This is a genomic window from Arthrobacter sp. DualSoilB13 (assembly GCF_055389195.1).
This window is the reverse complement of sequence record NZ_AP035866.1, coordinates 34,582-60,325: the sequence shown is the minus strand read 5'-3', so window position 1 is coordinate 60,325 and position 25,744 is coordinate 34,582. Positions and strand designations below refer to the sequence as shown.

The 25,744-nt window shown below is 62.5% G+C and carries 33 protein-coding genes; 16 read left to right on the top strand and 17 right to left on the bottom strand.

Annotated features, from left to right (window positions below):
• The first annotated feature begins 84 nt into the window (after window positions 1–84).
• The 3 genes from ACZ5J0_RS20255 to ACZ5J0_RS20245 are packed head-to-tail and all read left to right on the top strand — an operon-like array spanning window position 85 to window position 3,835.
• On the top strand, window positions 85–1,272 hold the full coding sequence (locus ACZ5J0_RS20255; RefSeq protein WP_464094904.1) for a tyrosine-type recombinase/integrase: 1,188 nt from the start codon (window positions 85–87) through the stop codon (window positions 1,270–1,272).
• Window positions 1,259–3,394, top strand: a complete 2,136-nt coding sequence (locus ACZ5J0_RS20250) for a tyrosine-type recombinase/integrase (RefSeq protein ID WP_464094905.1) — start codon at window positions 1,259–1,261, stop codon at window positions 3,392–3,394. Before ACZ5J0_RS20255 ends, ACZ5J0_RS20250 begins: the two co-directional genes overlap by 14 nt.
• Window positions 3,395–3,835: a DUF6262 family protein gene (locus ACZ5J0_RS20245; RefSeq protein WP_464094906.1), complete on the top strand. Its 441-nt coding sequence runs from the start codon at window positions 3,395–3,397 to the stop codon at window positions 3,833–3,835.
• A 44-nt stretch (window positions 3,836–3,879) separates the two neighbouring features.
• Here the strand turns inward: ACZ5J0_RS20245 and ACZ5J0_RS20240 are convergent, their stop codons facing one another.
• Together ACZ5J0_RS20240 and ACZ5J0_RS20235 are read right to left on the bottom strand one after the other, a co-directional pair.
• Window positions 3,880–4,395, bottom strand: coding sequence for a DUF2269 domain-containing protein (locus tag ACZ5J0_RS20240; RefSeq protein WP_464094907.1), 516 nt, complete (start codon window positions 4,393–4,395; stop codon window positions 3,880–3,882).
• 7 nt (window positions 4,396–4,402) lie between these two features.
• Window positions 4,403–4,660: a hypothetical protein gene (locus ACZ5J0_RS20235; protein WP_464094908.1), complete on the bottom strand. Its 258-nt coding sequence runs from the start codon at window positions 4,658–4,660 to the stop codon at window positions 4,403–4,405.
• 101 nt (window positions 4,661–4,761) lie between these two features.
• Here ACZ5J0_RS20235 and ACZ5J0_RS20230 point away from each other — a divergent pair, with 101 nt between their 5' ends.
• A complete protein-coding gene (locus tag ACZ5J0_RS20230; protein WP_464094909.1) occupies window positions 4,762–5,346 on the top strand; it encodes a TetR/AcrR family transcriptional regulator in 585 nt (194 codons plus the stop codon).
• Between the two features lie 359 nt (window positions 5,347–5,705).
• Here ACZ5J0_RS20230 and ACZ5J0_RS20225 read toward each other — a convergent pair whose 3' ends face one another.
• From ACZ5J0_RS20225 to ACZ5J0_RS20205, 5 genes are all read right to left on the bottom strand, one after another.
• Window positions 5,706–6,584 (bottom strand): F510_1955 family glycosylhydrolase, encoded by an 879-nt coding sequence (locus ACZ5J0_RS20225; protein WP_464094910.1) that lies wholly within the window; start codon window positions 6,582–6,584, stop codon window positions 5,706–5,708.
• An 84-nt stretch (window positions 6,585–6,668) separates the two neighbouring features.
• Window positions 6,669–7,277 carry a DUF305 domain-containing protein gene (locus ACZ5J0_RS20220; protein WP_464094911.1) on the bottom strand — a complete coding sequence of 203 codons (609 nt, stop codon included), beginning with the start codon at window positions 7,275–7,277 and terminating at the stop codon, window positions 6,669–6,671.
• 143 nt (window positions 7,278–7,420) lie between these two features.
• Complete coding sequence (locus ACZ5J0_RS20215) at window positions 7,421–7,885, bottom strand: hypothetical protein (protein WP_464094912.1); 465 nt, start codon at window positions 7,883–7,885, stop codon at window positions 7,421–7,423.
• Between the two features lie 94 nt (window positions 7,886–7,979).
• Window positions 7,980–10,133, bottom strand: coding sequence for a copper-translocating P-type ATPase (locus ACZ5J0_RS20210; RefSeq protein ID WP_464094913.1), 2,154 nt, complete (start codon window positions 10,131–10,133; stop codon window positions 7,980–7,982).
• 65 nt (window positions 10,134–10,198) lie between these two features.
• A complete protein-coding gene (locus ACZ5J0_RS20205; protein WP_464094914.1) occupies window positions 10,199–10,504 on the bottom strand; it encodes a heavy-metal-associated domain-containing protein in 306 nt (101 codons plus the stop codon).
• Window positions 10,505–10,694: 190 nt separating this feature from the next.
• On the opposite strand from ACZ5J0_RS20205, the gene ACZ5J0_RS20200 reads away from it, so the two are divergent.
• The 10 genes from ACZ5J0_RS20200 (at window position 10,695) to ACZ5J0_RS20155 (ending at window position 16,423) form a co-directional block, all read left to right on the top strand.
• Window positions 10,695–11,072 (top strand): ArsR/SmtB family transcription factor, encoded by a 378-nt coding sequence (locus ACZ5J0_RS20200; protein WP_464094915.1) that lies wholly within the window; start codon window positions 10,695–10,697, stop codon window positions 11,070–11,072.
• Window positions 11,069–12,088: a cation diffusion facilitator family transporter gene (locus ACZ5J0_RS20195; RefSeq protein ID WP_464094916.1), complete on the top strand. Its 1,020-nt coding sequence runs from the start codon at window positions 11,069–11,071 to the stop codon at window positions 12,086–12,088. The genes ACZ5J0_RS20200 and ACZ5J0_RS20195 overlap by 4 nt, the downstream gene beginning before the upstream one ends.
• A gap of 155 nt (window positions 12,089–12,243) precedes the next feature.
• On the top strand, window positions 12,244–12,570 hold the full coding sequence (locus ACZ5J0_RS20190; RefSeq protein ID WP_464094917.1) for an ArsR/SmtB family transcription factor: 327 nt from the start codon (window positions 12,244–12,246) through the stop codon (window positions 12,568–12,570).
• Entirely contained in the window at window positions 12,567–13,400 is an 834-nt protein-coding gene (locus ACZ5J0_RS20185) for a cation diffusion facilitator family transporter (RefSeq protein WP_464094918.1), read from the top strand. Before ACZ5J0_RS20190 ends, ACZ5J0_RS20185 begins: the two co-directional genes overlap by 4 nt.
• A complete protein-coding gene (locus ACZ5J0_RS20180) occupies window positions 13,397–14,065 on the top strand; it encodes a DsbA family protein (RefSeq protein ID WP_464094919.1) in 669 nt (222 codons plus the stop codon). The genes ACZ5J0_RS20185 and ACZ5J0_RS20180 overlap by 4 nt, the downstream gene beginning before the upstream one ends.
• 103 nt (window positions 14,066–14,168) lie before the next feature.
• Complete coding sequence (locus ACZ5J0_RS20175) at window positions 14,169–14,507, top strand: YnfA family protein (RefSeq protein ID WP_464094920.1); 339 nt, start codon at window positions 14,169–14,171, stop codon at window positions 14,505–14,507.
• Window positions 14,504–14,824, top strand: a complete 321-nt coding sequence (locus ACZ5J0_RS20170) for a thioredoxin family protein (RefSeq protein ID WP_464094921.1) — start codon at window positions 14,504–14,506, stop codon at window positions 14,822–14,824. Before ACZ5J0_RS20175 ends, ACZ5J0_RS20170 begins: the two co-directional genes overlap by 4 nt.
• Window positions 14,825–15,036: 212 nt before the next feature.
• The gene (locus ACZ5J0_RS20165; RefSeq protein ID WP_464094922.1) at window positions 15,037–15,468 is read left to right on the top strand and encodes an SOS response-associated peptidase family protein; all 432 of its coding nucleotides are present in this window, start codon (window positions 15,037–15,039) and stop codon (window positions 15,466–15,468) included.
• An 84-nt stretch (window positions 15,469–15,552) separates the two neighbouring features.
• A complete protein-coding gene (locus ACZ5J0_RS20160) occupies window positions 15,553–15,735 on the top strand; it encodes a YegP family protein (protein ID WP_464094923.1) in 183 nt (60 codons plus the stop codon).
• Between the two features lie 160 nt (window positions 15,736–15,895).
• Entirely contained in the window at window positions 15,896–16,423 is a 528-nt protein-coding gene (locus ACZ5J0_RS20155; protein WP_464094924.1) for a hypothetical protein, read from the top strand.
• Between the two features lie 22 nt (window positions 16,424–16,445).
• On the opposite strand, the gene ACZ5J0_RS20150 is transcribed toward ACZ5J0_RS20155, so the two are convergent.
• The 10 genes from ACZ5J0_RS20150 to ACZ5J0_RS20105 form a co-directional block, all read right to left on the bottom strand.
• The gene (locus ACZ5J0_RS20150) at window positions 16,446–17,354 is read right to left on the bottom strand and encodes a hypothetical protein (protein ID WP_464094925.1); all 909 of its coding nucleotides are present in this window, start codon (window positions 17,352–17,354) and stop codon (window positions 16,446–16,448) included.
• Window positions 17,335–17,478 (bottom strand): hypothetical protein, encoded by a 144-nt coding sequence (locus ACZ5J0_RS20145; RefSeq protein WP_464094926.1) that lies wholly within the window; start codon window positions 17,476–17,478, stop codon window positions 17,335–17,337. Before ACZ5J0_RS20145 ends, ACZ5J0_RS20150 begins: the two co-directional genes overlap by 20 nt.
• A gap of 10 nt (window positions 17,479–17,488) precedes the next feature.
• The gene (locus tag ACZ5J0_RS20140) at window positions 17,489–17,890 is read right to left on the bottom strand and encodes a hypothetical protein (RefSeq protein ID WP_464094927.1); all 402 of its coding nucleotides are present in this window, start codon (window positions 17,888–17,890) and stop codon (window positions 17,489–17,491) included.
• Window positions 17,890–18,204 (bottom strand): hypothetical protein, encoded by a 315-nt coding sequence (locus tag ACZ5J0_RS20135; protein WP_464094928.1) that lies wholly within the window; start codon window positions 18,202–18,204, stop codon window positions 17,890–17,892. The genes ACZ5J0_RS20140 and ACZ5J0_RS20135 overlap by 1 nt, the downstream gene beginning before the upstream one ends.
• Window positions 18,205–18,232: 28 nt before the next feature.
• Window positions 18,233–19,531: a Y-family DNA polymerase gene (locus ACZ5J0_RS20130; protein ID WP_464097227.1), complete on the bottom strand. Its 1,299-nt coding sequence runs from the start codon at window positions 19,529–19,531 to the stop codon at window positions 18,233–18,235.
• Complete coding sequence (locus tag ACZ5J0_RS20125; protein ID WP_464097226.1) at window positions 19,524–19,955, bottom strand: LexA family protein; 432 nt, start codon at window positions 19,953–19,955, stop codon at window positions 19,524–19,526. The genes ACZ5J0_RS20130 and ACZ5J0_RS20125 overlap by 8 nt, the downstream gene beginning before the upstream one ends.
• 177 nt (window positions 19,956–20,132) lie before the next feature.
• Complete coding sequence (locus tag ACZ5J0_RS20120; protein ID WP_464094929.1) at window positions 20,133–21,149, bottom strand: ATP-dependent DNA ligase; 1,017 nt, start codon at window positions 21,147–21,149, stop codon at window positions 20,133–20,135.
• Window positions 21,150–21,209: 60 nt separating this feature from the next.
• Entirely contained in the window at window positions 21,210–21,533 is a 324-nt protein-coding gene (locus tag ACZ5J0_RS20115) for a hypothetical protein (protein ID WP_464094930.1), read from the bottom strand.
• Window positions 21,534–21,559: 26 nt separating this feature from the next.
• The gene (locus ACZ5J0_RS20110; RefSeq protein WP_464094931.1) at window positions 21,560–21,754 is read right to left on the bottom strand and encodes a hypothetical protein; all 195 of its coding nucleotides are present in this window, start codon (window positions 21,752–21,754) and stop codon (window positions 21,560–21,562) included.
• 546 nt (window positions 21,755–22,300) lie between these two features.
• Window positions 22,301–22,540: a hypothetical protein gene (locus ACZ5J0_RS20105; protein WP_464094932.1), complete on the bottom strand. Its 240-nt coding sequence runs from the start codon at window positions 22,538–22,540 to the stop codon at window positions 22,301–22,303.
• 554 nt (window positions 22,541–23,094) lie between these two features.
• Here ACZ5J0_RS20105 and ACZ5J0_RS20100 point away from each other — a divergent pair.
• Entirely contained in the window at window positions 23,095–24,108 is a 1,014-nt protein-coding gene (locus tag ACZ5J0_RS20100; protein WP_464094933.1) for a DUF4192 domain-containing protein, read from the top strand.
• Window positions 24,109–24,596: 488 nt separating this feature from the next.
• Window positions 24,597–25,700 (top strand): IS110 family RNA-guided transposase, encoded by a 1,104-nt coding sequence (locus ACZ5J0_RS20095; RefSeq protein ID WP_464094854.1) that lies wholly within the window; start codon window positions 24,597–24,599, stop codon window positions 25,698–25,700.
• Window positions 25,701–25,744 lie beyond the last annotated feature (44 nt).

Here is a 25,744-nt window from a genome sequence, read left to right as displayed (position 1 = left end):
CCCGGGTTTCCGTTCATCGTTCACTTCCAGTCCCACCTCAGTTGGCTTCCGAACGGGAGGCTGATGGGGGAGGGGAGCTGACCAATGGCGAGAGTCCAGCGAGTTCAAGTCGATGGTGCCGAAACCACGTGGACAGTTCTCGGAGGCGATTTCCTTCCGATTCCGGAGATAGAGCTCTATTTCGAGCACCTGAGACAGACCGGCCATTCACCCAACACCGTTAAGTCTTACTCGCGATCGCTCTGCTTGTGGTGGGACTTCCTGGAAGCCCGCGGCCGAACCTGGGCCCAAGTGAAACTCGAGGATATGTCAGCCTTTCTGGCATGGATTCGTACCGGGATTCCTCCCGACGTGGTTCCTCTTTACGGGACCGCCACGGCTTCCAAGAGCGCTCCCTCAACAGCTGCCCTGAGAATCCAGGGCGTGCGCTCCTTCTATGCATTTCATCAGTGGCGCGGGTACGACTTCGGGGCAATCGTTTACTCCGACCGCCCGTCCCGGAGTCCCTATCTGCCGTTTCTGGGTCATACAAGCCGTGGACTGCGCCGCAGCGCGTCGGTCAGCCTGCCGAAGCGGCGGTCCAGCGCTCCTATCCTGACGGTTCGACAGATCGACGCGATCAAGGATCACTGTGGTCGGTTCGATCCGAAAGCGGGGGAGTGGAACGGGTCTGTCCGGGACCTCTTGCTTTTCACCTTGTTAGAGGAGACCGGGCTCCGGCTGGGCGAAGCCCTGTCTTTAAAGCATCGGGACTGGCATTCCGGCCGCGGGGAAAACCCCTATCTTGAGGTCGCACCGCGCGATGACCACCCGTACGGCTTAAGGGTCAAAGGCTCGCGATACCGCAAGATCCATATCTCCGATGGCTTGGACAGGCTCTACGCCGAATACGTCTGGCAGTTGTGTGAAGCGGGAATGGATCTGGTGGTGTCAACGATGGATGAGGCCTACGTGTTCGTCAACCTGAGGCGGGGGCACGAGTTCAAACCCCTGAGGTCGGAAACCGTCTACAAACGCGTCGGTCGCATTCGAAGGGACCTGGGCTCTGCGGTGCCGCAGGACTGGACGCCTCATTGGTTCCGCCACACCCATGCCACGGCAATGCTCCTGGCCGGTGCCCCGATCCATGTGGTGAGCCGGCGGCTCGGACACGCTGACGTTCAGACAACCCTGGATCTGTATGCCTGGGTCACCGATGACGAGGAACTCCAGTCCCTTGCCGACTGGCAAAGACTAACGAACCGATGGAGGGGCCAGGATGAAATCCGCTGACGCGCGAACTCTGGAGGCGCTGAGCCTCAACGGCAGAAATCCTTTCACGGCCGAGGCCAACCACGCGTTGGGCAACCAGGTTCCACATAATATGCGGTTACTGCACTACACCCGGACCACGATCCCGGCGCAGTATCTGCCCTTCTTCGCTTACTACCACTCCAAGATCGGCAATATTCATCTGGACGGGCTCCCACCTGTAATGCAGCGGGAAATGCAGTACGTCATCTGGCGCATCGTTCAAGGTGGCGGCCGTGTTCCCTGCTCGCCGCTGGGACTGCTCGTCAGGGAACTGGCAGAGACTTCCCGCCGGCTGAAAGCAGAGGGACAGGATGGGGAAAGCCTGATGGGCCGCACGCCATCCCAATGGCGGAAAGAGCTCAGCATTTCCTGGGCGAGAAGAACCCGGGTGCTGCCCAACCCCTCAACGTTGCGAACCATTACCGGACCGCTGGACCGTGCCTCGAAGTTGTTGTGGTTTGCCTACGACGACGGCCCTTGGTGGAAACGGGAAATCTGGTCATTGGAATTGGACGCCCGCATCCCACTGGGACGGAACTTCCCGCCCAAGACGACAGCCATCCATTGGCACGAAGTCGCACCAGACTGGCTGAGGCAGGGCGGGATGTTCTTCGTCAAGACCGAGCTGGAACGAGGTGACATCGCGTGGGGAACGGTACTGCAGAGACACAACGGGATCAAAGTTTTCGGCAGGTTCCTCACCCGTCGAGGTGTCGACACTCCGCTGCTGGCCAGGGATGCCAGGGAACGGAGGGCCTTGATGCTCGACTTTCTTTCGGAGAGCGCCTTCAAAACCCGAAGCGGCAGCCGACGCGAGCTCTCTGGTGTTTCCTCCATTGTGGCCGCGGTTCGGGGGCTGTATGAGTTCATGGTCGATCAGGCCAGTGACGCGGCACAGAACGGAATCGATGCCCGCTGGGCAACTCTGTCCCCGGACTATCTTCGCCTCATTCGACCAGGTGACCTCCCGCGGAAGTCGAAGAAAGAGCCGCTGGACGAAACCCGGCTCTATTCCGAGCACACGATGTCCCAGATCGCCCAGCACGCACCATTGCTGGGGACCTCAAGGTCGGACGGAGGTCTGGGAGATCCCCAAGCGATGCGGATCCTCCTTTTGCTCATCGCGACAGGTCGCCGCGCGAGCGAAATCTGCATGATCGACGTCAATCCGTTGATACCAGTTCCGGGAGCGGAAGACCCGGGGTCGGAGAGGATCGCGAAGTTGCGGTACCAGCAGACCAAGATCGACGGAGCACCCGAAACGATCTTCATCGATTCGGAGGCGATGGAGATCATTGCCGAGCAACAGCGCTGGCTCAAAGACCATCTTGACCGGAATCAGATAACAGAGCCTCCGCAATATCTGTTCATCCGGAGCCATAACAACCTGCACGGTCAACGCCCCTACAGCAGTCATGTTTTCCGCACGCAGCTGCGCAAACTGGTCGACCTCGCCGACATCCGCGACGAAAACGACCAACCACTCAAACTGGCCAGAACGCACAACTTCAGACACACCAAGGCCACAAACCTGCTGAACGCCGGCGTCCCGCTTCACGTCGTCCAGCGATACCTCGGCCATACCACCCCCGAGATGACCATGCACTATGCCCAGACACTGGACGCAACGGCAAAAGCAGAATTTATCAAGTACCGCAAGCTCACGGCGGAGGGCAGCCAGCCGCGCATGTCACCGGAGGACCTCTACGAGCTGATGGCCCTCGACGCCCGCACCGACCGTGTCCTTCCCAACGGATGGTGCACGCTCCCGCCGGCCCAAACCTGCGCAAAGGGCAACGCGTGCCTGACCTGCGACCTGTTCGTCACCGACGAACGTTTCCTCGGCATCCACGAGGGTGAGCTGGTTGCGCTGGACGCCCTCGTCGACAAACGCCAGGAAGCCCACCAACAGCGAACCGGCGAGCCGATGAGCGAGAACCACGTGTGGCTTACCCTCCGCCGACGGGAACAGCGCGCCCTGGAGGGCATCGTCGACGCCATCAAAGATCCCGCACGCGGCACGGCACCCGTGGCCGGAGCTGGAACATTGGCACGGACAGACTCCGACGTTCAACGTGCTCCGGGTCAGGTCTTAGGCTAGATGGCGGGGGGTAACACCGAGAACCTCCGGCGGGCCGCCTGGGCAAAACGCGAAGCCGCTATCGCCCGAGCTGAAAAGGGACTGCGACGGCTCCTGAAGACCGGCCGTCCGATCACTTTCCAGACAGTGGCAACAGAAGCGGGGGTCTCCAAAGACTTCCTCTACCGCACCCTCGACCTGCGCGAACGCATCATGGACCTCCGCGACAAAACTGCACCTTCCACCGCACCCGCCGCGGCCGTCGCGCTGCCCGAGCCGCGACTCCCTGACACCAGCAGCATCGTCAGGACCCTCACCGCCAAACTCACCCATGAACGATCAACTAACCGGAAAAGGATCGCCGAACTCGAAGCCGCCCTCGCAGCAGCCCACGGAGAAATCCTCCAATTGCGGCGCCAAAAACCTGTCTTGCCCGCAGACACGGGACCAACCCGGCAATAGGCAAATGGGCATCCAATTCCCGGGCCCAACTTTGAGCGGCGAGGTCAAGGTGTTGATTGGATGCCGGCCCGCTGCTGCTTCCGCTGCCCGTAGCGGGTAACGCCGCGGGGTTTGTAGATCGCCAGAACAGTGGTCAGCACAAGCACTACCAAGGCCCCGCCGGTATGCAATAGAGCGGAGGGCATCCGTTCACCGGCCATGACCGGGTCCGCGGCGATTTGAGCCAACGGCTCAATGGTGTGGGTGTACAAGAACAGAATGATCGTGGCGATCGAGGTGAGTACCAGTTTCAAAACCACCCAGTAGTGGCGGAAAAGGCCCCACCTGGTGCCAAGAGCCAAGATGACGCCTGTCAGCAGCGACCCCAAGGCCAAGGGAATCAGCAGCGACCAGACCGTCGCTTGAAGACCCAGCCACAGCAGTCGACCCAGCTCGGGCATGTTCCCGGTCAATGCTGCCAAGTCCAGGACCACGAACACTGCTACCGCACCGACCCATCCCAGCGAACACACCACATGCAAGGTCAGCAGGAATTTCCTTGCCGGCGAAGTGAGGACCATGGCCGCTTCACGCCTGGCCAGCGAAGTCCAACGAATGCCCGGGGCCGGAGGCCGCGGTGATGCTGGAGCTGTCCCCAGGAACGCCGATGCCGAAGCCGTGCCGGCCAGGTCCGTGCTCTCCACCGCTGAGGATCATGACGGCCACTACCACCACTAGCAGGGCACCGGCGATGATCGCGGAGACCTTGACCCAACGCGGCGGGCCGGTGAACGTCTCCCGCTCCGGGTGTTTGTTTGGCCCGGGCAGACCTTGCTTCTCATCCATGGCGTTCCTATCGGAATGGTGATACCTGAAATGTCTTTACGAGACAGTATGTCTCGAATAGGTCAGGCTGTCTAAGTCGTGACGGGGCGTAGTATCGGGTCATGCCCAAGCTGTGGAATGAGACCATCGAAGAGCATCGAGGCGCTGTCAAAGGGGCCATTCTCGATGCCGTTGCCGGGTTGGTGTCCAGCCATGGTCTGTCGTCGGTGACGATGTCGCAGATCGCCCAGGATGCCGGGATAGGACGGGCGACGCTGTACAAGTACTTTCCCGACGTGAATGCGGTCCTGGATGCTTGGCACGAACGGCACGTCACATCCCACCTGGACCATCTCGCCCACGTGAAGGACAGCACGCGGGGAAACATTTGGCAGAGGGTGGAAGAGGTCCTGCGGGCGTACGCTCAGATCGCACATTCTGCCCAAGGTGGCGACCAATCGGTACGGTTGCATTCCCGACCCCACGTCGGGCATGCCGAGGAGCACCTGAACGCGTTCCTGGCGGATCTGCTGGCGGAAGGTGCCAGGGAAGGTTTCATCCGTAGCGACGCTTCCCCCGAGGTATTGGCCGGCTACTGCCTGCATGCTTTGGGGGCCTCAGCAGGGCTGGCTCCCGACGCGGTGTCCGGGCTCGTTTCAATCACCATGGCAGGATTGCGGCCCGAACCGGAGCAACCCGGCACCTAAGAATTAGCTAAGGGTGGCCATAACAGCGGCGCAGGCAGTTTGGCAGCGCCGGCAGGCTCGTGCCACCCGGGCGTGGTGTTCGCAGTCTTCTGCGCAGATTCCGCACACGGTGCGTCGGCGCACGCTGTGCATGCCTGGGCACAATCCGGGCAGGCAGCGATGCATTCGACCAACACCTTTCTGTTCATCTGGTCCGCTGCCCGGTGGTGGGGCTCAATCATCGCAGTGATGCGCTGGGTCAAGGTCAGCTCCTGTCACGGATGGGCGTGACGACCGGCCGTCACGCCCACCCTAGACCTGCTCTGCAGACGACGCCCGGTGTGTTTCCGGCCCAGGTTTTCGTCCGGCGGCTTGGTGCGTCAGGATCCGCCTGCGGGACGGAAGCTCGTTCCCCCGTCGGTGGAGATGACAATTCCATCGGCAGTGGCAGCCCAGATCCAGGGCTTCCCGTCCGCTCCATTGACGGCCGTGATGGCCAGGACTTCATTATCGATTCTGCCCTTTTGGGTCCAGGTGGAGCCGCCGTCGGATGAGTAGTAGGCGGTTCCGTCGGGGGCCACGCCTGCCGCTTCGTCGGGATCGGCGAATGCGGCGTACTGGAGTACCGGGCCGGTCTTGTTGAGGGTCCAGGTGGCTCCGCCGTCGGTGGAGCGTTGGATCCCTTCGGTGGTCGTGCCCAGCACGGTGTCGCTGTCAGGGTGCCCGGCCAGGACCGCCGGGGCGAACATGGCGGCGACAGTGTTCCAGGTCATCCCGTCGGGGCTGCTTCGCAATTGCCCGTCGTACGCGACGATGCCTGACTTGGAGGTGGTCATGGCATGGAAATCGGATTCTCCTTGCCGGGAGAGCTTCTCCCAGGTTTGTCCTCCGTCGGTGGATTTGATCAGCCCGATGGGATTGGGCAGGTCCGAGCCTGGGCCGGGGTGGCCGGAGGCGAAGAAGATGCCGTCCTTTCCGGCGGTGAACCCCATCAGGTCGTTGGTGCCACCGATCTTGGTCGCCGGCTGTTTGGTCATGTCGAAAAGACCGTCGTGGGTGGCCAGTAGTACCTGGCCGGTGTCACCGTGGACGGTGAGTCCGTGCACGTGGCTGCTGGGCAGGGCTTTGTCGGTCAATTGAATGGTCGGTGTGTCGGTCGCCGACGGGTTTGCCGGGGCGCAAGCAGCCAAGCCAAGGGCGAGCAATGCGCCGGTAATGACGGCTCCCGTCCGCACGGCAGTGGTAGTGGAAAGTTGCATGGAAAAGCTCCAAGTAGAGGAAGGGCGGACGTCCGGCGCCGGTCCCGCTCGTCAGAGAGACGGGACCAGCGCAACAGGGGCTGGCTAAAGGGTGGTCAGCAGTTTCTGCATTTCCTGGATTTCGGCTTCCTGGGCACTGACAATGTCCTTGCTGAGCTGCACCGCGTCCGGGTTCTTGCCGTCCGTGGTCTCGGTCCGGGCCATGGTCACGGCGCCTTGGTGGTGGGCAATCATCTGGGTCAGGAACAGCTTGGCTGCCTCAACTCCCTGGACGGCGTCGAGCTTCGCCATGTCCTCAGCGCCCATCATGCCGTCCATGCTGTGTCCGGTGGGTGCTTGGGTGGATTCGTCCCAGCCCTTCAGCCAGCTGGTCATCTTCTCGATTTCCGGGCCCTGGGCTTCCTTGACCCGGGTAGCCAGTGCCGTGACCTCCGCAGGGATGTCCTGCTTTTCGAGGATCGTCTCGCTCATCTCCACGGCTTGGGCGTGATGGGGAATCATCATCTGAGCAAACATCACGTCCGCGGCGTTATGGTCCGCCGCCGCGGCGGGGCTGGACGAGCTGCTGCCGTGGTCCATTCCAGGCATGGAAGTCCCGGAGGATCCGGAACCGCCGGAGGCGCCGCAGCCGGCCAAGGCAATTGCGGTGGCGATCGCTGTCGCGGCTACAGGTAAAAACTTCTTCGTGTTCATCAAAATCAAGTCCTTCACAAGTTTCCGGGGGCGCGCAGGCGCCCCGCGGGAAGAGAGGTGTTCAAAAGCGGAACGTGCGACAGCCCGGTCGGGCTGCCGACGGCAACTGGATAGGTTGCCCGGAACCGGGCAGAGGGGCGTACCTACGTCCTGCTGATGGACAATTCACCCGGTGAAGGACTGCCGGGACGGTACGACCACGGAACCCGGGACGCGGCGGCAGAATTCGGGGAGGGCACCGTGATGGAGACAGTGTTGTCCGGAAGGGGCGCTGTCAGGCCAGCTGGCGCCACGGACGGGATGCAGGAAGCGGCCATCGCATGCTGGCTTGAGCAGTTCCCTGAGCACGAGCACTGCGCCGGGGACACGGCGTCGCCCACCACGCCCGGGTCCTGGACGACCGCAATCTCTGCCGCCGTGGGCGCGTGGTCGGTGTGTCCGGTGCCGGCGGCAGACGTTGGTGCCCCCGGGGCGGTCGTCGCCGCGTGCGCCGAATGGGAGCCTGTCATGACATGCATGCCCAGGATCCCGGCGATGAGGGCGAGAACTGCGGCCAGAAGCCCGGCGCTGAGCAGGACGGACCCGCTGGTGGTGCGCTGTGCTGCCATCCCGGTCCTCCTGTCTGCGTATTGTTTCAGGCTACCGGCAACCGGCGACCCCACCCCCAGTGGGGGCGGGTCGCCGGTGCAGGAACCTGTTGGGTCAACGAACCTGCGAAGGGTTCAGTTTCACCCGCCGGAGCAGCTGGGCGTTCAGGGCGACCACGATCGTGGAGACGGACATCAGGACCGCCCCGGCAGCGGGGGAGAGCACTATCCCCGCGAACGCCAGGACGCCGGCGGCCAGCGGCACGGCGATGACGTTGTAACCGGTCGCCCAGACAAGGTTCTGCCACATCTTGGTGTAGCTTGCCCGGGACAGGTCCACCATGGACAGCACGGCACGTGGGTCGTTGCCGGCGAGGATCACCCCGGCCGACTCCATGGCAACATCGGTGCCGGCCCCAATGGCGATACCAACCTCCGCGCGGGCCAGGGCAGGGGAGTCGTTCACGCCGTCTCCGACCATCGCAACCTTCAGGCCGCGAGCCTGCAGCTCGGCGACCTTTTTGTCCTTATCCGCGGGCAGAACTTCGGCGAAGACCTCATCGATGTTCAACTCAGCGCCCACCGACTTGGCTACCTGGGCTGCGTCACCGGTGATCATGGCAACCTTCACGCCCCGGCTCTGCAGTGCCGCCACGGCCTGCCGGGACTCGGGACGGATCGCATCCTCGAGGCTCAGTGCCCCCAGCACCTGTTCGCCGACGATGACGTGCAACACGGCTGCGCCGCGCCCCATCCATTCGCGGGTTGAGGCCGCCAGCGGTTCGGGCTCGGCGAGTCCGAGTTCGCGCAGCAGCGCCGGCCCGCCGACCTGGATGGTTCGGCCATCGATCATGGCCCGCACACCGCGGCCTGTCATGGAGGTGAAACCCGTCGCCTGCGGAAGTTTCAGGCCTTGGTTGTGTGCTGCCCGGACGATGGCCCGGGCCACGGGATGTTCGCTGTCGGATTCGACGGCTGCGGCAAGGGCCAGCAACTCATCATCCCCGGCGCCGTTTAGGGTGGCGGTGTTCCTGACCTCGGGTTCGCCTTTGGTCAGGGTTCCGGTCTTGTCGAACAGGACCACATCGATGGTGCGCATCCGTTCCAGTGCGATGCGGTTCTTGATCAGCACCCCGGCCCGGGCGGCCTGTTCGGTGGAGATCGCGATCACCAGCGGGATGGCCAGCCCGAGGGCGTGCGGGCAGGCGATGACCAGAACCGTCACGGTGCGGGTGACAGCCTCGGGCAGGCTGCCCAGCAGCGCCCAGGCAACGAACGTGATGACACCGGCGATGGTTGCGAAGTAGAACAGGAACGCAGCTGCCCGGTCCGCGAGGGCCTGCGCCTTGGAGGAGGAGGCCTGCGCTTCGGCTACCAGCCGTTGGATGCCGGCCAACGCCGTGTCATCCCCGACGGCCGTGACGGTGACCCGGACGGTGTTGTCAGTGGCAACGGTCCCGGCCACGACCGGGTCCCCCACAGTGCGCAGGACCGTTTTGGACTCCCCGGTGATCATGGACTCATCAAACTCGGCCTGACCGTCAACGATAGTGCCGTCGGCGGGCATCCGCGCGCCGGACCGGACCAGGACGATGTCACCGGTCCTCAGTTCGGAAACCTGCACGGTTTGGACCCCGATGTCGGTGACGCGTTCTGCTTCGTCGGGCAACAGGGCCGCCAGCGCGTCCAGGGCGCCCTGGGCCGAGCCGAGTGCCCGCATTTCGATCCAGTGGCCGAGCAGCATGATGGCCACCAGCAGCGCCAGCTCCCACCAGAAGTCCAGATCGAAGTTCCCGATCCGCAGGCTGGTAGCCCAGGACGCGACGAACGCGACCGTGATGGCCATGCTGATCAGCAGCATCATCCCTGGCTGCCGGTTCCTCAGCTCATTCAGGCCGCCCTTGAGGAACGGCATCCCTCCGTAGAGGAAGATCACCGTGCCAAGCACAGGTGGGATCCAAGCCGAGCCCGGGAATTCCGGGGGCATGTACCCCAAAAGGTGCCCGAACATCGGGCTGAAATATACAACCGGGACCGAGAGGACCAGCGTCAGCCAGAACCGGTCCTTGAACATGGCCGTGCTGTGTCCGGCGTGCTGGCCGTGGCTGTGCACGGCATGGTCATCCCGGTCCTCGTGGCCGGTCAGGTGGCCGTGGTGCTCAATCGCGGGCGGTGTTATCCCATCCGCAACGGATCGGGTGGTTGGTTCCCGGTCGGCTTCGCTGACCGGTGATGGGTGGTGGTTATGGTGATGGTCGTGCTCTGCCATGGTGCACTCCTCCAGTGACGGCCGCGACATCGCACGAAGGCGGCGCAGGCCGGTGTGGGTTCGAACTAGCTGGTCAGGCTGTATCCAGCCGACGTGACGGCGTCCCGGACAGCCGAAGGATCGGCCGGTCCGGATACGACCAGGCGGGAGACGCCGCCGGGGACAAGTTCAACGGTCGCGGTGTCAACGCCGTCGATGGCCTTGACGGCCTTCTCGACGCTGGCGACACAGCCGCCGCAGGTCAGGCCTTCCACGGAGAACTCGGCTCCGGCGGCCTTGGCACCTGTGGCGATGCCCTTGTCGGTGGAGCAGCAGGCGCAGCGCGATGATGAAGACGTCAGGGGCAGTTCGGTACGTGATGGTGTTTGCATGTCAGTTCCATTCATTGCAGAAGATGCGATGGTGCTGTGGTTGAACGGTTGTAAAGAGGCGAACCAAAACCGGCCTCCGCGACATACCACTCACTGACAACACAGCAAATATACCCCCGGGGGGTATCTCTTGCAAGAGGTGTGCAAGGAGTCCTTGCTCAGCATCGTTCATATATGTAAGTATATGCGTATGAATGCAGATAAGCAGAGTTGCGCGCTGACGCCCGACAGTGAGTACGTGGAGCTGGCCGTGGAAGTCTTCGCGATGCTCGCTGATGCGACCCGGGTGCGCTTGATCCTGGCCTTGAGGCACGGCGAGCTTCCAGTGAATGCGCTGGCCGAAAAGACCGGAAAGTCAGCAGCTGCGGTATCTCAGCACCTGGCAAAGATGCGGCTTGCGCGGATGGTCTCGACCCGGCAGGAAGGAACCAGGGTCTACTACCGGCTGCAGGACGGGCACGCGTGGGAGCTCGTCGCAGATGCCATCCATCAGGCCGAACACGCCCTCGGCACCGCACCTCACCACCACCTCCTCCCGCATTCCGGCAGAGAAGCGGCGGGGCAGTGAGCGAGCCGACCACCCACACGCATGGCCACAGGCATGACGAACATCCAACCCGCGCCCATCATCATCACGACCACAGCGGGCACAGCCACGGAGGGTTCCTCGGATGGGCGAGGAATCTGCTGGTCCCGCACTCCCACGATGCAGCTGACTCGGTGGATTCCGCGCTGGAGACCAGCGCCCAGGGAATCCGGGCAGTGAAGATCTCGCTGGTAGGACTGGGACTGACGGCCCTGTTCCAGCTTGTCATTGTCCTGATCAGCGGTTCGGTCGCGCTGCTGGCCGACACCGTTCATAACTTCTCGGACGCCCTGACGGCCGTGCCGCTCTGGATCGCATTCATACTTGGCCGCCGAGCGGCGACCAAAACCTACACGTATGGGTTCGGCCGCGCGGAGGACCTCGCCGGGCTCTTCATCGTCGCGATGATTGCACTCTCGGCCGTGGTCGCAGCGGTCGAATCTTTCCGACGTCTCTTCGAGCCCCAGCCAGTACAGGTTCTGGGCTGGGTCCTGGCCGCAGGGCTTGTCGGCTTTGCCGGGAACGAGCTCGTAGCGATTTACCGAATCCATGTCGGGCGGAAGATCGGCTCTGCCGCGTTGGTCGCGGACGGCATCCACGCCCGCGCCGACGGGTTCACTTCCCTGGCCGTCGTCGCCGGCGTGCTCGGCATCTGGCTCGGGTTGCCCCTCGCTGACCCGATCATCGGGCTGCTCATCTCCGCCGCGATCGCCGTTCTCCTCTGGGGAACCGTAAAAGACATTGGCCGCCGGCTGATGGACGGCGTCGATCCAGCCCTCACTGACACGCTCACAGCATCGCTGCGACACCACGGAATCGACGATACCGCGTCCAGACTGCGCTGGACCGGGCACTGCCTGCAGGCCGAAATCACTGTGCCCGCACAAGGGAGCACAACCATGATCGAGCTGGAGCAACTGACCAGCCGCATCGACCACGCGGCCCGAACGGCGCTGCCGAACATCGGCGCGGTCACTGTCGTCCCACTCCGACACTGACGGCCCCCGGGAAGGATCCGCATGCCGCAGGGGTTTTCGAGCCTTGGGCGGCTCTTTCCTGCCGCTGGCGCCCATGGACGACCAGGACCGACCCTTCTGCCGGATAGCCAGAGTACATGTTTGCCTGAATACATCGCAGGATGTACCGTAAAAGCATGGAAACGCTCACGCAGGCGCCTGTGCTGGCCCGCTTTGGTTATGCGGTCTCGGATCCCACCCGGGCCCGGGTGCTTCTGGCCCTCTCGGAGGCCCCGTCCCATCCTTCTGACCTGGCTGAGACGTTGGGTGTGTCCCGCCAAAGCATGTCGAATCATCTGACGTGCCTGCGCGGCTGCGGGTTGGTAGTTGCTGTCCCTGACGGGCGACGGACCCGTTATGAGTTGGCGGATGCGCGGCTGGGCCATGCCATCAAAGACCTGATCGGCGTGGTTCTGGCCGTGGACCCGGCTTGCTGCGCGCCGGACGGGACGTGCCTGACATGAGCGCAACCCTGAAAGCTCCAGCGCTGGAACGCCGTGCCGTGCTGACTCGTCGCATCCGCCTGTTCGCGGCCGCGACCATCACCTATAACGTCATCGAGGCCGTCGTAGCACTCTGGGCCGGAGGGGTTGCTGACTCTTCGGCGCTGATCGGCTTCGGACTGGACTCGGTAATTGAGGTGACATCGGCTCTTGCGTTGTCCTGGCAGTTCTCCGCCAAGGACCCGGAGCGGCGTGAGCACCTGACGTTGCGGATCATTGCCATCTCCTTTTTCGCTCTGGCCGCGTTCGTGGCTGTGGATGCTCTCCGCTCACTGACCGGGACGGGGGAGGCTCAGCATTCAACGCCGGGCATCGTCATCGCTGCGTTGAGTTTGGCGATCATGCCCGCGCTGTCGTGGGCACAGCGACGTGCCGGGCGGGAGCTTGGCTCCAGGACCGCCGTCGCCGATTCCAAACAAACCCTGCTCTGCACGTACCTCTCTGCCGTTCTGCTGATCGGCTTGGTCCTGAACAGCACGCTGGGCTGGTGGTGGGCTGATGCCGGCGCGGCACTGGTCATTGCCGGGATCGCCGTCCGGGAAGGCATCAACGCCTGGAAAGGCGAGGCTTGCTGCGCTGTCCCGCACGCCGATCACGGCCACGCTGAAGACGAAGACGACGATTGCTGCGCGCCCACCACCAAGACCTCTGCAGCATCTGCTCCGGTAGTCATCGAACTGGCACGACCCGCCGATGAAGAGTCCGCGGATTCCTGCTGTGCCGGGTGCGGATCGGACGCCGTGGCCGAGCCGGTGGCTGTTGAGCTTGGAACAAAGCCGGCCGATCGATGAGCGCAGTCATGTCCGCCCGAAGGATCCGCATCATCATCTGGATCCTCCTCGGCGCAATCGTCGGCGCTGGCGTGATCTGGTACCTAGTGCTCACCGCCAACAAGCCGGCTCCGGCTGCCCCACTCGCGGCCGCCGACGCCCAGCTTGTCAGGGCGGACAGTCACCGGGTCACGAGCCCGGCCACGGAAAAAGCCCAGCTGGTCGAGTTCCTGGACTTCGAGTGTGAATCCTGCCGCGCCGCTGAACCCCTGGTGGAGGAACTGAAGAAGGAATACGGGGACAGGATCACCTTCGTCCACCGCTACTTTCCGCTTCCCGGTCACCGGAACTCCGGCACCGCTGCACTAGCCGTGGAAGCCGCCGCCCAACAGGGCAGATATCAGGAAATGGCCACCAAACTTTTCGCTACCCAACCCGAATGGGGCGAAAAACGGGACTCCCAAGCGGCACTGTTCAGTACCTTCGCCCAAGAACTCGGCCTGGACATGGCACAGTACGATGCCGCGGTCGCGGACCAGGCAACCAAAGACCGGATCAGCCAGGACGTCGCCGACGGCCAGGCTCTCGGCGTGACCGGCACGCCTACGTTCTTCCTGAACGGAAAGAAACTCACCCTGAATACCGAAGCCCAATTCCGGCAGCTCCTCGACGAAGCCGTCCGGTAGACCGCGATCCCAAGAAGCTGCGGGTCATAGGGATTGAAACCTCTTCCAAGCCGGCCACGGTGCTGAAAGTAGGACCGGGTAACCCAGATGACAGGATGGAATCATGTCCGTAGCCAAGTCTATTTTGTTGTTTGCCCTCGCCGCCGCCGCAGAAATCGGGGGCGCGTGGCTAATCTGGCAAGCAATCAGGGAAGGCAAAGCCTGGTGGCTGGCTGGACTCGGTGTCATTGCGCTGGGGATCTACGGGTTCGCCGCTACCCTCCAACCCGACGCGCACTTCGGCAGGATACTCGCAGCCTACGGTGGGGTGTTCGTCGCAGGCTCTCTTGCCTGGGGCATAATCTTCGATGGCTTCCGCCCAGATCGTTGGGACATCGCAGGTTCCGTCATTTGCCTGCTCGGGGTAGCCGTAATCATGTTCGCACCACGGAGCGCGGCATGATTCCCATGCAAATTGAAGTGCTCCACATCGACAACTGCCCCAACACTGCGACAACCCTCAACCATGTCGGGGCCGCCCTGGCCGCGCTCGGCCGCCAAGATATTTCCGTCCAACTGCGACGAATTGAGTCACCGGCCGACACAAGCGGAACCTGCTTTGCCGGGTCACCGACGGTCGCAGCAAACGGAACCGACGTCTTCCCCGGCGCGAACCCCACCAGTGATCTCGCGTGCCGGATCTATCACACACCAGAGGGGCTCTCCGGAACCCCGACGATCAATCAAATAATCGAGGCGTTGAGACATCATGGCATCTGAAATGGAACTCCAGTGCTCCTGCTGCGGCCGATCCATGGAACGCCAGAAACTACACGCTCTCGGCGCCGAACCCGCCTACATCTGCCGAAGATGTGCGCTCTGGGTGGCATTACGCCCACATTCCTCAACCTGATCCCAAAGACCACTCCATCGAAAACCCCGACGCATAGGACAACGAAAAAGACGCGTCTTTAACAGTCTCAGCTGCATCGATGCTGGGCGTATCACAGGAACTACCGGATAATCCGGCCGAGGGCTACTACGAATGGCAGAAGACCGAGGATGGCAAGAAGATCCCGAACTATCTGTTCTCCGAGCAGGAACCATTACTTGGATTCGCCGGCCTGTACGAGTTCTGGCCCGATCCCGAGCTGCCCGACGACGACCCCGAACGCTGGCTACTGACCTGCACAGTCCTGACCACAACAACCCAGGACGCTTTGGGCCACATTCACGAGCGTTCGCCGATTGTCATTCCGAAGGACCGGTTTGCGGAATGGCTCGACCCTGACCTGACCGACAAAGCCGACGTCAAGCATTTGCTGGATTCATTGCCGGAACCAACGCTGACGCCCCGGATTGTCAGCACCCGCGTGAACAGCGTGCGCAACAACGGACCCGAGCTGATTGAACCAGCCGAGTAGGGCGCCCGCGGTTAGGATGACCTCGTTAGGGCAGTTCCCCGTATTGCCGCCCGTGGGGGTGGGCATCATGAAGGAGGATCACGCATGGCAGGAAAATTCGAAGTCTACAAAGACAAATCCGGCGGATACCGGTTCCGGCTGAAGGCCGGCAACGGTGAAACTATCGCCAGCAGTGAGTCATACACCACCAAGGCCGCAGCCCTTAATGGCATTGATTCGGTGAAGAACAACGCCGGTTCCGACGTCGTGGACCTGACCGGCTCGTAGCTTACGCGATCGGCCAGGTATCGAACGCAAGGCCCCCGCAAACTGCCTAGACGCAGCGGCGGGGGCCTTGCTACGTCAGGTGACCACTTTCCAGCTCTGGTTATTGTCTGTGCCTCCTGAAAGACTTCCTGTCAGGAAACCCTGACAGGAAGGTTAGGCCATGGGCTGGGCATCGAATGACTACAACCATGAGGGCTGGGTGGCTGCGGTTGCACCCGACGGGCGGCTCTCAGGCAGTTCGAACGGGACGGGAATGTTTGTCCACGGGACCACCGGCGAATACGAACCAGCAGGAGAGTTCTACCCTGATAAGGAGATCGTTCCTCATGACCTCATTATGAGTTGGCGTGGTGCCTGCACGTGCGGCTGGCAAGGAGAGCTGTGGCAAAGAGTTCCTACGGCTGCCGAGGCCGACCTTGCTACCCGCAAGGAGTACGTTCCGAGCGGCGAGCATTCGGACGTCTCCGGCGAGGTGGAGGAAGCCGTCCGAGAGGAATGGCTTATCCACATTGCACCGTCTGAGGCGATCCTCGGCGTGGAGGCAGCGGCGAAGGAACACCGACAGGCCGGACACCGCTTGGATAAGACTGTCGCGGCCGCGAAGGCGGCCGGTGCCTCCTGGACTGACATTGGGCGGGCCGCTGGGATCAGCCGTCAAGCTGCGCACGAACGCTGGGCCGACAAGTAGCCCTGCCTGGTGTCGTCCGGGTCTAGGGTGGGCAGTTCCATTCGGGCAGGCGTGCGTTGAGTTCCCTGATGCGGTGAGGGTATTGGCGCTTCTTTGCATGGACCCGTTGTCTGGCGACCCAACCGGCCAGTGCCCGTTCTTTGGGGTCCCAGGCGCTGCGGTGCGGGTGCCTTCCGTTCTCCTTGACCCATTCGATAAAGTCGGTGGCTCGCTTTTGCCAGTGGCGTTCGACGTTGAGCGAAATTCCGTCCACCCAACCGGGGAAGGCCGCATCGAGGGTCTGAATAGCTTCTTTGGCGAGCAGGCCGCGCCTCTGTTGGTTCCGTAGAACCAACAGAACGCCTGCAAGGCGTTCGGCTTCGCTCCCGCTCTTGCCATTGGGGGCGGGCAATGTGCCATGTTCCTGAACGTAGGCAGCTATCTGCTGCGCCGATTCGACGTAGGAGCGCCTTTCCTGCTCGGAAAATGTCTCACGCCATTCAGGCAACCGGGCATCGAGCTCACGCACGCGGGCCGGGAAGCGTTCCCGGCGTGCATCATAACGCTGGCGAAACAACCACCGACTTAGGAAACGTTCCGTCTCATCGTCAGAAGACGCGCTCGGGAACCGGCCGTTCTGCGTTACCCAGGCAATGAAGTCCTCTGCCGTGCGTTGCCAGCGTTCGCCGGCGTGATCAGCCCGGGCAGTCCACTTCGGATAAGTTTGATCCAGGATTCGGGCGGCATCTTCGGGGAGGTCCCCAGCGGCTTTGAGCCGGCGTAGCCGCTCAAGGGCCAGCGCGAGGCGTTTGTGTTCCCCGGAGGAAGGCGTGTGCTGGGTGGGCAGGTATCCGTGGTCTTTGTAGAACTTGGCTATCAGCTGGGCGGACTGTTCCGCGGTTCGCTTGTCCCGGCTCTTAGGGCGGGTTTTGCTAGTCCGTGCGGAGGACAATGGCTTTGGAGCCTTCCGGGATCAGTGCTTCGGCGGCGGTTTTGGCTTCTTCGTACGTCTCGCCTTCGGCTTCGACGTGGCTTAGTTCGCCGTTGCCGGCCTCTACGGTCAGGATCACTTTCACCCCCCATATCCTAGGCTGCCGTGATCGTGAGGGTCCGTTCGAGCACCGCCAGTAGGGTCGATGCCTCGCCGCTGCGCCGGAGGTCCACGGGCCGTGATCCTTGCAGGCCGGGGGAGGGGACCATCATCCACAGCGCGAAATAGTTGTGTGCGATCCGCAGCTCCATGGCCCGTTCAAAGAGTTCAACCACGACCGGATCCAAGGTCAGGTCAGGCCGGAACTGGAACCCAGGGCAATAGGTCCCTCCCCCTCCAATGAAGACGCGGACGAGCTGCCGCATCACCGGTTCAGGATCCTCGTGCATGGCAGAGAGTCTTTCGCGGACCTGTTCCAAGCCGGGCAGTCCGAACTCTTCCCGGATCCGCTCCCATAGTTGTTCAGGGACAGGGGAGCGGTACAAGTCAGCCGGCACTAGCTGATGGATTCCAGCTGCCACACGTCCGCCAGGGGCTCGCGCCGCAATGTGAAGGTGCGCAGCTCCGCGTTGGCGGACGGGAGTTTGGCTTGGACCTGCCAGTGTTCGATGCTGACAAGATCGCCGGTGCCGATCTCTGCCCGGGACCGGGTTTCCCACCATGCGTCTCTGGTGAACCAGTGCGCTGTGTGGACGTCGGGATCGACCATCCAGATACGGCCGTCGTGACGGATCGCCAACGGGGTGCCGTCGGGGCTGAACCGGACAGCGACGTCATGGCCGGTGGTAGGTGTTTCGGGTGCAAGAGTCATGGTGGTTTCCTTTCTTACGTGGCGCCGGTCAGGCTGCCTTGACGAGGGGGAGTTCGTCCCAGTGGGTGGTGTATCTGGGGGAGAGCATGTCGCGTTTCATGGACCAGTCCGGACCGCCCTTGATCCCGGCATGGCCCAACCCGATGGAGCCGCGGCCGTACCGTTTGGCCACGTCTTCGAGCAGGATCCCGATGCCGCGTTCTTCGTGCGGGTTCTCGAAGAGTTCCAAGGGTTTCTGGTTCCCGGACGGGCGCAGGTCGGTGACCATGATCCCGGCCCGGACGTACTTCACGCCCGCGTGCACCTGGGGGAGCAGCGCGTGGGCTGCCTTGGTGAGCAAAACCGGGTCAGCCGTGGGCATCGGCAGGGCCAGGCATACCGACGGGAAGGACTTCTCGTTCGGATTGAAATGCGACGTCGCCGCGAACGCCGTCAGCACCTTCGCTTGCAGGTCGTGTTTTGCCAGGCGTGCGGAGGCCATTTGCGCGTAGACGCTCATGACCTGCCTCAATCCTGCCGTCGTGGTGATGGGTGTGGAGAAGGACCGGGAGAAGATCAGCTGGTCCCTGCCGATCCGTTCTTCTTCCATCGGGATACATGGTGTGCCTTGGAGTTCCAGGACGGTGCGCATCATGACGATGGAAAACTTGTCCCGGATAGCTACCGGGTTCGCCCGGGTGAGGTCCAGGATCGAGAAGATCCCCATCGCGTTCAAGCGCTTGGTGAGCCGTGTGGCCACGCCCCAGATTTCGATCACGGACAGCTTTGACATCAGCGCTTCGCGCTGCTCGGCAGGCACTGACTCCCACCGGCACACGCCCCCAAAAGCAGGGTTGTTCTTCGCCCACTTGTTGCACAGCTTTGCCAGCGTTTTCGTCGGCGCGATTCCGACGCAGACGGGCACGCCGACGTTCCGCCGGCACGCGGCCTTCATCTCCCGGCCCAGTTCCAGCAGCTCGTCCGGTTCGCCCTGGACGCCCAGGAATGCCTCATCGATGGAGTACACCTCCAACCAGGCCGAGTAGCGGCCCAGCAGCTCCATCACCCGGGCCGAGATGTCCCCGTACAGCTCGTAGTTGCTCGACAAAGCAACCAGACCCCACTCCTTGGCCCGAGGCCGGAGCTTGAACCACGGATCCCCCATGGCAATGCCCAGGCGCTTCGCTTCGGGAGAGCGGGTGACCGCGCAGCCGTCGTTGTTGGAGAGCACAATGACCGGTTTACCCTCCAGGGAAGGGTTGAAGGCACGCTCGGCCGAGGCGTAAAAGCAGTTCACGTCCACGTGCGCGATCTCCTGCATCCGGCGCATCACCGCGGGCTTAGACATGGTGCAGACACCGTTCAGCAACCCCAAAGATGCTCAGGTCTGCCAAGGCTGGAACCTTAATGTCGGGGAAGCGCGGGTTATCGGCCTGCAGGACAACGCCCGAGGGTGTGATCCGCAGCCTCTTGATTGTCAGCTCACCATCGAGCACCGCGACGACCACGGAACCGTCCTTCGGTTCCAGTGCCCGGTTCACCACCAGCTCGTCACCGTCGCTGATGCCGGCCCGCTCCATGGATTGGCCGACAACGCGGACGATGACGGTGTTGGTGACGTCGTTGATCAGGTGTTCGTTGAGGTCGATCCTGTCATCAAAGTAGTCCTGGGCCGGCGAGGGATAGCCGGCAGCCACCGCAACGGGAGCCACCAGCACCGTCACCAGAGAGAGTCCCGCATCTATCACACGGGGGCCAACTATCACGCCCACAACACGCCCTTTATTCGAATCTATGTTCGAAAAATAACTGTACTCCACACGACCGACAAGATAAGCCGCCCAAGGGTCGGCGTGGACGGCTTGCACCCAATAGGGGACAGCTCTGAGCTGTGCGGAGGGCTCCACCTGACCCCAGTGGGCACAACCCGTCCACCGCAACGGGAAGGGTTATCGGTTTTTGAGATGCGGTGGCAGTTCGACGTCGGCGGGGTCGAGCTCGGGTCTGGTGCGGAGCAGTTTGATTGGGTGACGGCACGACTTGCCGGTCCAAGCAACGTCGGAAGCGATCTCCACCACGAACGGTTCGACCAGCGTCAGCCGCACTGTCCCTTTGTCCTTGCTGAACCTGTTCAGAGAAGTTTCAGTGACCTCTTCGGGCCACGGGTGCCCGGGCTGCGCCGGTCGGAGCTGGCGGCCCAGCTCACGCCCTATCCGCGTTGAGAGCACCGTCGAGCGGCCGACGATCCGCAGCTGTCCATCGACCGGCAAGCCGGCGATGATCGCCTGCGGCTGGCTCAGCGGGCCGACGACGGCCGCGCACACCACGTCTGTGACGTCTTTGTGCTTGACCTTCAACCACGCCCTTGCCCCCGTCTCGTAGGTCTGGGCTCCGCCCTTGACCACGAGCCCTTCCACGCCGGTAGCGGGCAAATCCCGCAGCCAGGTCTGTGCCAGCTCACGGTCTGTTGTGGTGGGGGAGAGGTTCAGCGGGGCGGTCCATTCCCGGGCAAGCTCCTCGAGCAAGGACCGGCGGCCGGTGAACGGCACGCTCCTGATGTCTTGCCCGGCGACGGCCAGAATGTCGAAGGCCGCGAAAGAGGCCGGCAACTCGTGAACGAGAGCCGGCATCGCCGCCCGGGACGTGACCATCCGCCGCTGCAAGGCGTCGAAGTCCAGCCGGTCCCCGTTCCAGATGACGGCTTCACCGTCGATAACGCACCCTGGCGGGATCTGCGCTGCAGCGGCAGCGGCAAGATCAGGGAAAACCCTCGTGAGCTCTTTGCCCTGCCTGGACCAGAGCGTCACGGATTCGGCGTCCACTACAAGGACCGCCCTATAGCCGTCCCATTTGGGTTCGTAGTAGGAAGCTCCCGGGAGCGCGTTAGAACCGGGGAGAGCCTTGACGAGTTTCGCCAGGGCAACAGCAACCGGTGGTTGCAGTGCCCTCGGGATGGACTCGCTCATGGAATCTCCCTCTGTTCATGCCGGCCACCTGTGCGGCCAACTCTTAGGAGTGGCGCTGAATTACCACGTCACTGGTTGCTCAACAGAGAAACGCACAGGGGACTCGCCTTTGACCAGGTTCGCTGGTTCAGGGCTCATGACGGACATGGTGATCTGATCGATGAAGTCTTCGATATCCGCTTCGGGAGCACCCTCACGGGGTTCCATGTGGCCGGGGCGGCCAACTTCGAATCCGGTGATCTCTTCGTTCTCGTCCTTGCATACCAGCAGGGTCTCTTGAACTTCGTTCGCGAAACCCTCGGCCGTCTCCTGATCCGGGAAGCCCTGGATCTCCAACTCGGCCGTCTTTTCGTCTCTCTGGACGTTCACTTTGAAACCAAGCATGTTGCTCCTTTGCGTGTTTGCTATGTCTAGTAGCGCTGCTGGTCCGGCCGGCGCATGATCTGAACCGCGCTTCCGAGGCAGACCGCGCCGGAAGCGATCAGGATTACGGCGGAGGCGATGAGATACCAGGTGCCGCCGGTGGTCAGAGCGCAGTAGAGGCCGTACACAAGGAAGCCTGTCCCCAAAAGCGCCCAGATCAGCGCTGCTTTCTTCTCGTCCATGGCCCCAGCCTAAAGGACCAGGACCACAATGGGCGTCCGCTCCGCGGCCGACTGCAAAAGCCTCTTTTTGCCTTACATGTGGCTGGGTTGTTCTCCGTACAAGGCCACTGATCGTAGCCGTCCGGGGGCCTCGCACGGCGGGGCAGGAAGGAGGTGGCTACATGAGCATCGACGAAGCGATCAAGCTCGCGACTTCGGTCGTGAGCTTGATGACAGCTGTCATCGCTCTACTCTCCATGCGGAACGCGCGCTTAACAAGCAAACGCTCCCGAGCTGCAACTCGGAAGCGTAAGCGTAAAGCAAGGAAGTAGGTGTAGCTACGAAACCCGGTGGTCGTGACCGCTTCGGTTGCGGCCACCGGCTCCTTCTCAGACTAAGTCCTACTCACCGATAAGGAAACCTCATGGAACCACTGACCATCGTGAACTTCGTTCTCTCACTCACAGCACTGGGAGCTTCAATCATGGCGTACCGCGCCAACACCAAAATCCCAAAGGAAGACGAAAGCTAGCCTGAACCGGGGCGGGCTGCCAACGGCGGCCCGCCCTACCGGACCGGGCTATCCTTCGGACCGGCTGCGTCGTTCATGATGCTCCCAATCGTGGCAGCGATCGCACGCACGGCCTCCGGGTCTTCTACCCAAGAGCGTCCGCTGCGGCTGCAAGCACGGAACGACATCAGATTGGACTCATCGACGGTCTGACGCAGCTCCACCCATGCCGCTTCCAGGTCCGCCGATTCCTCGGACGTCAACGACTTCAGCTCTTTGAGCTCAGGCACCGCCACGGAAGACTCCGCTGCTCTGCGGCGCCTGTTCAGAATGTTTCGCAGTCCCACTATCTACCTCCCCCTCTGACACAAGTGTCCCGCCTGGGATTGGGGGAAACCAGGCGGGACATGCCCACCGTACCAACCCAGCCCTGACAAAGCTCAGGGAACAAGCATGCTCGCTGGGCTCGCACTCCTTTTGGGCGTCCTCTCCGCTTCGCTCCGTGGCCGGCTGTTGGGCCCGGTCCCGACGTCGCAGAGCTCCGCCGTGCCCGGCCCTGTTGTGTCTACGACGTCTTTTGGCTGCTGTCCTTCGGATTCTATGTGTCCGCTCCACCCCGTCTAGCCCCTCCGCAGGCTCCGGGGCCTGCGGTGCAGGAATTTCCCTACGGCGCTCCTGCGTCGCTTATTTCCTCCGGGAATTTCCCACCCCTTGCCCAAGGGTAGACAGGCCTCCGTCGGCCACAGCTCCGCAAGCTTCGCCAGCAGCCAAAAAACAACGGGGGAGGAAAGAAAGTAGCTGGCCGGGTCACACCGCTCCCTCACCAATCCTCTGCAAAGGACACAAAACCATGAACGACCCCATCAACATCAGCACCCCCGCCGACATCCTGGCCTACGTCCCCCACATGCTGGGCGAGACCCCCAAGGAATCCTTCGTCCTAATCACGATGCAGGGCAACGCACTCGGCGCCACGCTGCGCATTGATGCCCCGCTCTGCTTCGAACCCAAGTCATTCGCCCAAACCGTCGTCAGCCATGCGACAGCTGACGAAGCGGCAACAGGGACCCTTTTGGTCATCTACACGGACGAGAACACCACGGCCGAACCCCGCCCGTTCTCCGAACACGTTCAGGCGTTGCGCACCGAGTTGGAGACAGCACGGATGCCCCTGAAAGACGCATGGATGGTGACCTCGAGAGCGTGGAGCAACTACCTGTGCACCGACAGCGCTTGCTGCCCCGAGCGGTCACTGGACGAGATCACCAACAGCACCGGCAACGCGGCCTTCATCTACCGGGGAAGCAACGTCACCGGGTTTACCTCCCCGGAGCCGTTCACCGGCGAGGAAACCGCGCGCGAGATGATCGCCGCACACAAGCCCGATGGCTGGCCCGAGGACACCGAAGCACGCCGCACCCAATGGGCTGAACTCCTTGAGAACCCCTCAGGGCTCACCCACGAGGCCGCGCTGCAGCTGGCAGGAGCGTTGCAGCACCCCATCACCCGGGATTACCTGATGGCGGACATCATCACCAACGCCCCGGATCAGTTCACCTCCGTGCTGCTGGGTGTGTTCATTGCCCGTCCCGACTGGAACCGCGTGGACACGGCCCAGGAACTCGTGTTCGAACTGATGAAAGTCACCCCCGAAGGACAACGCGCCCCGATGCTGAGCGTGATCGGCTGGATCGAATGGCTCAAAGGAAAGTCCAGCTTCGCGGCCCGGTACTTCAAGCTCGCGTTGGAGGACGTCGAGGGCTACCGGTTCGCCGAACTCATGGCCGATCTGGTCAACCGCGGCCTGCTCGCTGACTGCGTACGGGATCCGAAGAAGGCCTATGCCCGCAAGATAGGCCGCTAACCGGATGAGGCCGGACCCCACACCAAGGGTCCGGCCTTACCCGTCGGGATCTCGCCCAGTGCGCGCGGCCTCCCCCGCTACGCACTGAGGAGAATGGGTCTGGTAGGGCAGCTGTTCCTGACTTGTCCGCTGGCTGACGATCCGGACTTGTCGGACCTGTACTGGGGGAGATCTGTCGGTTCGGCTTCTCTGCCCTTGAATTAAGGCATCTGCGCGAGTCGCAGCGTCAGCAGTTTGCCAACTGTTGAAAATAAGACCGTGGCAGGGAAGCAGTTCCTGACTTGCCCGCTTCGTGACGATCCGCACCTTGTGCGCGAACTGTCTACGCGGAGATTTGTCGGTTCGGCTTCCCTGTCACTCACCTAGGGCGACCGGGCCGGACGGAGTTGTGACTTGATAGGAACGTGCAGCTTAGCTCTTCAGTGCTTTGTCCGCCCGGCCCGGTCAACCGTGCTCGCCTCGAACTCCATCGACAGGAAAGAGCGCACATGACACTCACAACGACGCTGCCCGACAGGGCAGTCACCATTGGGGTAGACACCCACTCGATGTTTCACCATGCTGCGGCCTTGGATTCCATGGGGCATCGTTTGGGAGATCGTCGTTTCCCCACAAGTCTGGCTGGGTACCAGGATCTGATGGATTGGGCCGCTGGCTTTGGAATCATCAGTGCCTTCGGCGTCGAATGCACTGGTTCATACGGGGCGGGCTTGACCAGGCACCTGCTCGCCGCAGGGCTGGACGTCATTGAGGTCAACAAGGGACATTCTCTGACTCGCAGCCGCTCAGGAAAAAACGACGCCATAGACGCCGAGGAAGCGGCCCGAAAAGTCCTGTCCGGTCAATGCTCTTCCCCGGCCAAAGACACCACAGGAACAGTCGAAGCCATACGTCACCTGTATCTCGTGCGGGACTCCGCGATCAAATCCCGCACGGCTGCACTTGTCCAGCTGCGAGACATCCTGGTGACAGCACAAGGATTCCTGAAGGATCGGCTGGACGCCAAGACCCTCCAAGCCAAGGCAACGCAAGCCCGATCCCTTCGTCCGGACCTGAACCGACTGGATGAGCCGGAGCAAGCAGCAAAGTATGCACTGCGCGATCTTGGCCGGCGTATTTCAGACCTGACTTCCCAGATCAACGAAGCCGAGAAGCACCTAACTAAGCTGCTGCACTCAATCGCGCCAACCATGATGGCGCTTCCCCAGGTCGGGCCTGTAACCGCTGCTCAGCTACTGATCACGGCAGGCGAGAACATCGACAGATTCCCCAGTGAAGCTGCGTTTGCCCGCCTCTGCGGAGTAGCTCCTGTCCCGGTGTCCTCCGGAAAATCCCATCGAATGCGGCTGCATCGAGGTGGCAACCGTCAAGCCAATAGATCCATCTACCTCATTACGGTGGGCAGACTAAAACTAGACCCCAAGTCCCAGGCATACCGAGACCGGAAACGTGCACAAGGGCACTCCAAAGGCGACGTGATCCGCAGCCTCAAACGCTACGTAGCCCGCGAACTCTACTACGCCCTAAAAAAGGATCTACGGGACCACAACGAAACGGTGCGGAGATCGGCATTGGCTCATCAAGCGGCATGAACTCATGACTGAGGATTGCCACTGGTCCGACGGTGGCTAGTTGA